At 65.5% G+C, this 6,350-nt stretch carries 7 protein-coding genes; 6 read left to right on the forward strand and 1 reads right to left on the reverse strand.

Translation table 11 applies throughout. From position 1 onward, the window contains the following. Together B1964_RS03090 and B1964_RS03095 are read left to right on the forward strand one after the other, a co-directional pair. The coding region (locus B1964_RS03090) for an AIR synthase-related protein (protein WP_253193866.1) at positions 1–234 on the forward strand (234 nt) is incomplete at its 5' end. 57 nt (positions 235–291) lie between these two features. After that, positions 292–1,119 (forward strand): hypothetical protein, encoded by an 828-nt coding sequence (locus B1964_RS03095; RefSeq protein ID WP_240524163.1) that lies wholly within the window; start codon positions 292–294, stop codon positions 1,117–1,119. Here the strand turns inward: B1964_RS03095 and B1964_RS03100 are convergent. Continuing rightward, the gene (locus B1964_RS03100; RefSeq protein ID WP_079928763.1) at positions 1,106–1,978 is read right to left on the reverse strand and encodes a glycerophosphodiester phosphodiesterase family protein; all 873 of its coding nucleotides are present in this window, start codon (positions 1,976–1,978) and stop codon (positions 1,106–1,108) included. The two genes, B1964_RS03095 and B1964_RS03100, sit on opposite strands and share 14 nt — an antisense overlap. Before the next feature lie 73 nt (positions 1,979–2,051). On the opposite strand from B1964_RS03100, the gene B1964_RS03105 reads away from it, so the two are divergent. The 4 genes from B1964_RS03105 to B1964_RS03120 form a co-directional block, all read left to right on the forward strand. Next, positions 2,052–3,128: a diacylglycerol kinase gene (locus B1964_RS03105; protein ID WP_079928767.1), complete on the forward strand. Its 1,077-nt coding sequence runs from the start codon at positions 2,052–2,054 to the stop codon at positions 3,126–3,128. Positions 3,129–3,250: 122 nt separating this feature from the next. Next, a complete protein-coding gene (locus B1964_RS03110) occupies positions 3,251–4,591 on the forward strand; it encodes a PepSY-associated TM helix domain-containing protein (RefSeq protein WP_366664255.1) in 1,341 nt (446 codons plus the stop codon). Positions 4,592–4,599: 8 nt separating this feature from the next. Next, positions 4,600–4,965, forward strand: coding sequence for a hypothetical protein (locus B1964_RS03115; protein ID WP_253193867.1), 366 nt, complete (start codon positions 4,600–4,602; stop codon positions 4,963–4,965). A gap of 121 nt (positions 4,966–5,086) precedes the next feature. Next, positions 5,087–6,350, forward strand: a 1,264-nt coding sequence (locus tag B1964_RS03120; RefSeq protein WP_079928769.1) for an HNH endonuclease signature motif containing protein, incomplete at its 3' end; no start/stop codon positions are given.

A 6,350-nucleotide genomic window follows, 5' to 3' on the forward strand; every position in this document is an offset into this window, starting at 1 on the left:
GCCGACCCGTTCGTCTGGCTGTTCTCCGAATCGACCGGTCGGGTATTGGTGGCGGTGCCGCGCACCGAGGAGTCGCGTTTCGTCGCGATGCTCGACGCCCGCGGCATGCCGTGGACCCGCATCGGCGTCGTCGATCAGGGCAGCGATTCGGTGAGTGTGCAGGACCAGTTCGAGGTCACCCTCGAGGAACTGCGCACCGCCTACGAGGGAACACTGCCGGCGTTGTTCGGCTGAGCGGGAGCGGGCCGAAATATCCGGGAGCAGGCCGAAATATCACCGTATGCTCGGGTGATGACCACTCCGCAGGATGGCTCGGGATCGCAGCCGTATGGCCATCAGTCGCAGCCGTATGGCCAACAGTCGCAGCCGTATGGCCAACAGTCCAACCCGGGGGCGACGCCGGGACCGTCTCCGTGGGACCAGAAGACGGTGTACGGCGGCGCCGGTCAGTCGCCTGCGGCCGGATCGCCCGCATACGGTCAGCCTGGTGCCGAGTATGGCCAGCCCGGTTATGGGCAGCAGCCGACCTATGGGCAGCAGCCGATCTATGGGCAACCCGCATATGGCCAGCAACCCGCATATGGCCAGCAACCGGTGTGGGGGCAACCCGCAGGAGCCAATGTTCCCTATCCCCAGAACCCGTACGGCGATCCGTACACGCCGAAGCCCTCGGGTGGCACCGCTATCACCGCGACAGTTCTCAGCTTCCTCGGAGGCGTCTCGGCGATCGTCGGGCTCATCGTTTCGATCGGCGTGCTGGTCGCGATCTCGGCTCTGGCGACCGAGGTGGATCGGATTCCGGGGTGGTACAACGCCGTCCTCGTGATGCAGATGATCGTCGATGTGGTGCTCGCCGTGCTGTTGATCTGGGGTGGCGTCTCGGTGTTGCGGCACAAGATGATCGGCCGAATTCTCGTCGCCTCGGGATGTGGCGTGTCGATCGTGTTCGGCATCGTCGGGGCGATCGCGGGCCTGGCCGTCGAGTCGGCGTTGAGTCACAACGGCGTCAGCAATGGCTTCGGAAGCGGCATTTTCAGCTTCGTCGGTCTCGTCTTCCCGATCGCCACGGCGATCCTCGTGATGCTGCCGTCCACCGCGGAGTGGATCAAGGCCGGCTGACGCCCGAACCTTCTGTCGCCGAACCGAACCGTCGGGCCACGCCCTGTGGGTCGTCGGTGGTGATCTGGTCGGTGTGCAACTCGAGAGCGCGGTCGATGTCGGGGTCGTCGGCCCGGCCGAAGGTATAGATGTCGATCTCGCGTCCGGTGGCGTGGAACGCTGCGACGAGGTCGGTGCCCCGATCAGCGACGGTCAGTGCCAGGCGTCGGTCGAGATAGATCACCTCGGCCCGAGGGGAGGCGGCGACCGCGTGGTCGACGAAACGCCGATAGGTGCGCCACCTCAGCACCCGGTCGACCGCCCCGTGGTGACAGGGGTCGTACCCCACACGCAGGCGCGGGACCGCGTCGGTGAGGATGCGTACCGCCTCGGCATCGCCGCACGAGAGAATCGCGTGTTCCGCGAACGGTGCCACCGCCTCGACGAAGGCCCGCACGGTCGGCTCGTCGAGGTCGTCGGCGGACTGCTTGAGATCCAACTGCAGCAGCGCATTCGGGTGAATGTCGGTGAGTAGACCGCCCAGGTCGCCGAGCAGCGTCACCGGTTCGTCGATCCGATGACCGTCGTTGTCGCGCAGGGACAACGATCGAAGGTAGTCGGCTGGGGCTGCGCCGACGTCGCCGGCGCCCGTCGTCGCCCCGGCCAGATCGCGGTCGTGCAGGATCGCGAAGCCGCACGACGCGGACGAGCCCGGCCCGTGGATGACGAGGTCGACCTCCACGCTCGCCCCGACTGCCATCCCCTCGACGATTCTGCTGCGCGTGAAGGGCGGGTCCTCGGCGCGTTTGCGTGCGCGATGCCATTTCAGTCGGGTTCGGTGGCCGTCGGATGTCACGGCGATCGGTTCAGCGGTACTCATCGTCGGCGCACTCTACCGTCGGCAGTTGGCCAAAACGTGTCCGATAAAGTGAAACGTGTTCTAGTTTTGGCTGATGACGTTACGAGTGGTGGAGTGGTCGACCGGAACCGTCGGCCGACATGCGATTGCCGGGATCGACGCCCATCCCGGCCTCGAACTGGTCGGGGTGTGGGTCTCGGACCCGGCGAAGGTGGGCAAGGACGCGGGCGAACTCGCGGGTCTCGGCCGCGACCTCGGTGTACTCGCGACCGACGACCGGGCCGCACTTCTCGCGCTGGCCCCCGATGCCATCGTGCACACCGCGATGACCGATGACCGCATCTTCGAGGCGATCGACGATCTCATCTCCTTCGTCGAGGCGGGCGTCAACGTGGTCTCGAGCGGGCCGGTCGTGCTGCAATTCCCCCAGGGCATTCTCGATCAGAAGCTCCTCGATCGCATCGCGGCCGCAGGCTTGGCGGGTGGGGCCAGCCTGCACGTCAACGGTATCGATCCGGGATTTGCGAATGATGTTCTGGCGCTGTCGATGACGAGTCTCTCGCAGCGGATCGACGAGGTACGGTGCCTCGAGATCGCCGACTACTCGACGTACTACCAACCTGTGGTCATGCGTGACATCTTCGGTTTCGGGCAGCCGATGGATGCGACACCGCTGCTCCTGCTGCCGGGTGTGCTCGCGATGGGGTGGGGCAGTGTCGTCCGCCAGCTCGCCGCCGGGCTCGGACTCACGCTCGACGAGCCGCTGATCGAACGGCATGAGCGCGTCGCGGCCGATCGTGACTACTCGACCGTGTCGGTGGAGATTCCCGAGGGAACCATGGCCGCACTGCATTTCGAGGTGGTCGGTCAGGTCGCCGGAGTCGACCGCATCGTGCTCGAGCATTACACCCGCACACACCCCGAACAGTGTCCGCAGTGGCCGAGCCCCGTCGACGGTGACGGCTGCTACCGCATCACCATCTCCGGTGAGCCGCAGATGTCGGTGGAGTTCGCCCATCACGGTGAGAACGGCGATCACAACGTGTCGGGGATGATCGTGACGGCAATGCGATTGGTGAATTCGGTTGCCGCGGTGGTTGATGCACAACCAGGCCTGGTGACGGCACTCGACCTGCCGCTCATCACCGGAGTCGGGCTGGTGTCGCGCTAGGAGGCGCGCTTCGCCGGTTGGCTGCGCTTCCAGGAATTACTGCACTGCAGCGTATTTCGTAATTCTCGGACAAGTCGGACAAATCAAATCTTTGGTATTTGGTTATGCTAACCTTGGCCGCCATGGTCACGGAGCAGGTTGCCAGCCCACCGGTCGAACGCGCCAGGGCATCGGCGAACCGTCGGCGAACGTCGAAGAAGCCGGTGCGACGTGCTCTGATCGTGACGCACCGGTGGAGTTCGATCGTTCTCGGTCTGCTTCTGGTGGTCGTCTGCACCAGCGGCGCGATCCTGGTGTACGAGCCAGAACTGGTGCGCGCCACCAACTCCTCGCTGTTCACCACCACCGACACCGGGCGCCAGGCGAGTTTTACCGACGCGGTGTCAGCCGTCCACACTGCCGACCCGGATTTCGATGCCCAGTACCTGTCACTCAAGGACGGTGTGTACTTCATCAGTTCCGCCGATACGGCCGCGGGCACCTGGGCTGTCGATGCCGGAACCGGAAAGGTCAACGGCCACGGCGATATTGACGGCGGTTTTCTGGGTTTCCTGGTCAACCTGCATGACTGTGGCCTGACCTGTGAAGGCTATCCGGGGTACATCTCGTGGTTGGCCAAGCCTTCGGTGGTCGCCGATTGGGGTTGGTTCACCGCCGATATGACCTGGGGTGCACTACTTCTCGGGATCAGTGGACTGTTGCTGGTTTTTCTGGCCATCTCCGGCATCGTGATCTGGTACCCAGGGCTGCGACGCTGGCGCAACGGTTTTCGGGTGCGCATCGGCAAGGGGCGATTCGCGCGGGATACCGACCTGCACAACGTGATCGGCATCGTGGCCGCGATCCCGCTGCTCATCTGGGGGCTGACCGGGATGAACTTCGAGATCCCGGGCGTCGGCAAGGTGTGGTACGCCGCCACCGGAGGTGTCGCGCCGGCCGACGACGCGTATACGATGCCGACCTCGGAGTCGACCGGACCTCTCATCTCCCTCGACCAGGCAATTGCCGCCGCGCAGGCGCACTACCCCGGATCGCACGCCACCTGGGTGGGGATGCCGTCGGAGGGCTCGGAGTACTACTCGGTGGATCTGCTTGTCGGAGGGCCGGATCTGTGGTCGGGGAGCGCGACCTACCACGGCAACCGAGAGCTCGGAATCGACGGCCATGACCCGTCGGTGATCAAGGAGTTCTCCGGGGCGCCGGCGACGGTCTCCAACACTATCGCCGACGACTGGGCACAGCCGACCCTGCACTACGGGGTGTCGGTCAACGGCTGGTGGCGGGCGCTGTGGTTCATCTTCGGGATGACGCCGCTGCTACTGATGGTCACCGGGCTGAGTACCTGGCAGATCCGAAACCGCAACGCGCGGCGCAGACGTCGTCGCGCCCGTGACCGTGCGGCCGCTACGCCCGACACCTCGACCGACTCGACGGGCGTCGCAGCCGCGACCGACGTCGAATGAATCCATCTGTGGCATTACTGCTCTGCGTCGCGTGCGTAGGGGCGGCGCTGTGGTCGCTCCTGGGCCTGACCTCCGTGCCGTCACTGGAGTGGCCGACGCGAGTCACCGTGACCGTCGCGGTCGCTGTGATCGCCTGGACCGCAGGCGGTCTGGTGGCGTGGATGATCGGCGCCGATGCCCCTGCGCGACCCGAGGTGTTCCTCGGCTACGCGGCCACGGCGGTGGGTCTCGCGGCATTCGGCATACCAGCAACGACGACCCTCGGTCGGCGTGGAGCCGCCGTCGCCCGGGCGCTCATCCTGGCTCTCTTGGCTTTCGTGTGCTGGCGAGCCGAATCCGTCTGGCTGATCGGCGTGCCCGGGATGCATGGCTGACCGCACCGGAACTTGTGCGAAAGAACTTTCGACAACCTCTTGCCAACCCGACAAACCCGGCATACACTCGAACACAGCACCACGCAAACACGTGTTCGATAGCGCCGGGGGGGTGACAATTATGGTCGATACCGCGTTACCCGACGTGTCGGGGTTGTCGACCACCCAGAAAATCGCCCTCGCCCACCGCTTGGTTGATTCGCTGGCGTCGGATGATTTGACCGGCCTGTCCAACGACGACCTGGTCACCGTCGCTCAGTCCACCGAACGGTTGATCACCCGCATCACGGTCCAAGGTGATCGGCAGATTGTGGAATTCTCCGACCGCCATCTGGCCCGCGAGTACGGGTTCGGGTCGATCACCGACGCCATGATCGGCCTGTTGCGTGTGTCGGAACCGTGGCGGCGGGGGAAGCAACTGAAAGCGACCGCCACGTTCCACACCTTCACCGGTGAGGTTGCCGCCCCCAAATATCCGGCACTGGCCGAGGCGATGGCGTCCGGTGCGGCCGGCCCGTCCCATGCGGTGGTGGTGATCGACGTGTTGGACCGTATCCCGGCGGCAGTGCCGTTCGACGAGAAAATGTCGGCCGAGGCCACGATGGCCGGGTTCGCCCGCACCCACACCCCCTCCGATCTTCGGATCTTGGGGGCGCGGGTGTTGGCGCACCTCGACCCCGACGGCCACCTGACCGACGATTCGGATCGGCAACGCCGCCGCCAGATCCGCATCGGCCGCCAAGACGCGCAGAAAATGAGTGGCCTGTCGGGGCAGATGACCCCGACCTTGACCGCACACCTCGAAGCGGTACTCGCCGCGTGGGCGGCCCCCGGAATGAACAACCCCGCCGATCCGGAGTCCCCCACCGGGAGTCGCGAGGACGCCGACCCCGACGCGTTGGCGGCTGCGGCAGCCCGCGATCACCGCGATCAGGTCCAACGCAACCATGATGCGTTGGAGGCGGTCCTGCGTGCCGGGTTGGATGTGGGTCTCGGCCCGCAATCGCATCGCGGGCTGCCGCCGCATCTGATCATCAAAGCATCTCTGTCGGAGTTGATTGCGCAGACCGGGGTCGGGGTCACGGCGACCGGCACTTTGCTGCCGATCACCGATGTCATCGCGTTGGCGGCCCAGAGCCAGCCGTGGCTGGCGGTGTTCGACGACCACACCCGCCTGCCGCTGTATTTGGGTCGGGCGCGGTTGGCGAGTCAAGGACAGCGGATCGCGTTGTTCGCCAAAGACGGTGGTGAATACTGCTCGTTTCCCGGGTGCACTCAACCTGCCGCGCACGTGGAAATTCATCACGCCACCACAGATCATGCGAAAGGTGGGCTCACCAACATCGGTGACCTCGCCCCCGCCTGCGGGAAACACAACCGGATGG

Source organism: Gordonia sp. i37 (assembly GCF_002043085.1).
Lineage (GTDB): Bacteria > Actinomycetota > Actinomycetes > Mycobacteriales > Mycobacteriaceae > Gordonia > Gordonia polyisoprenivorans.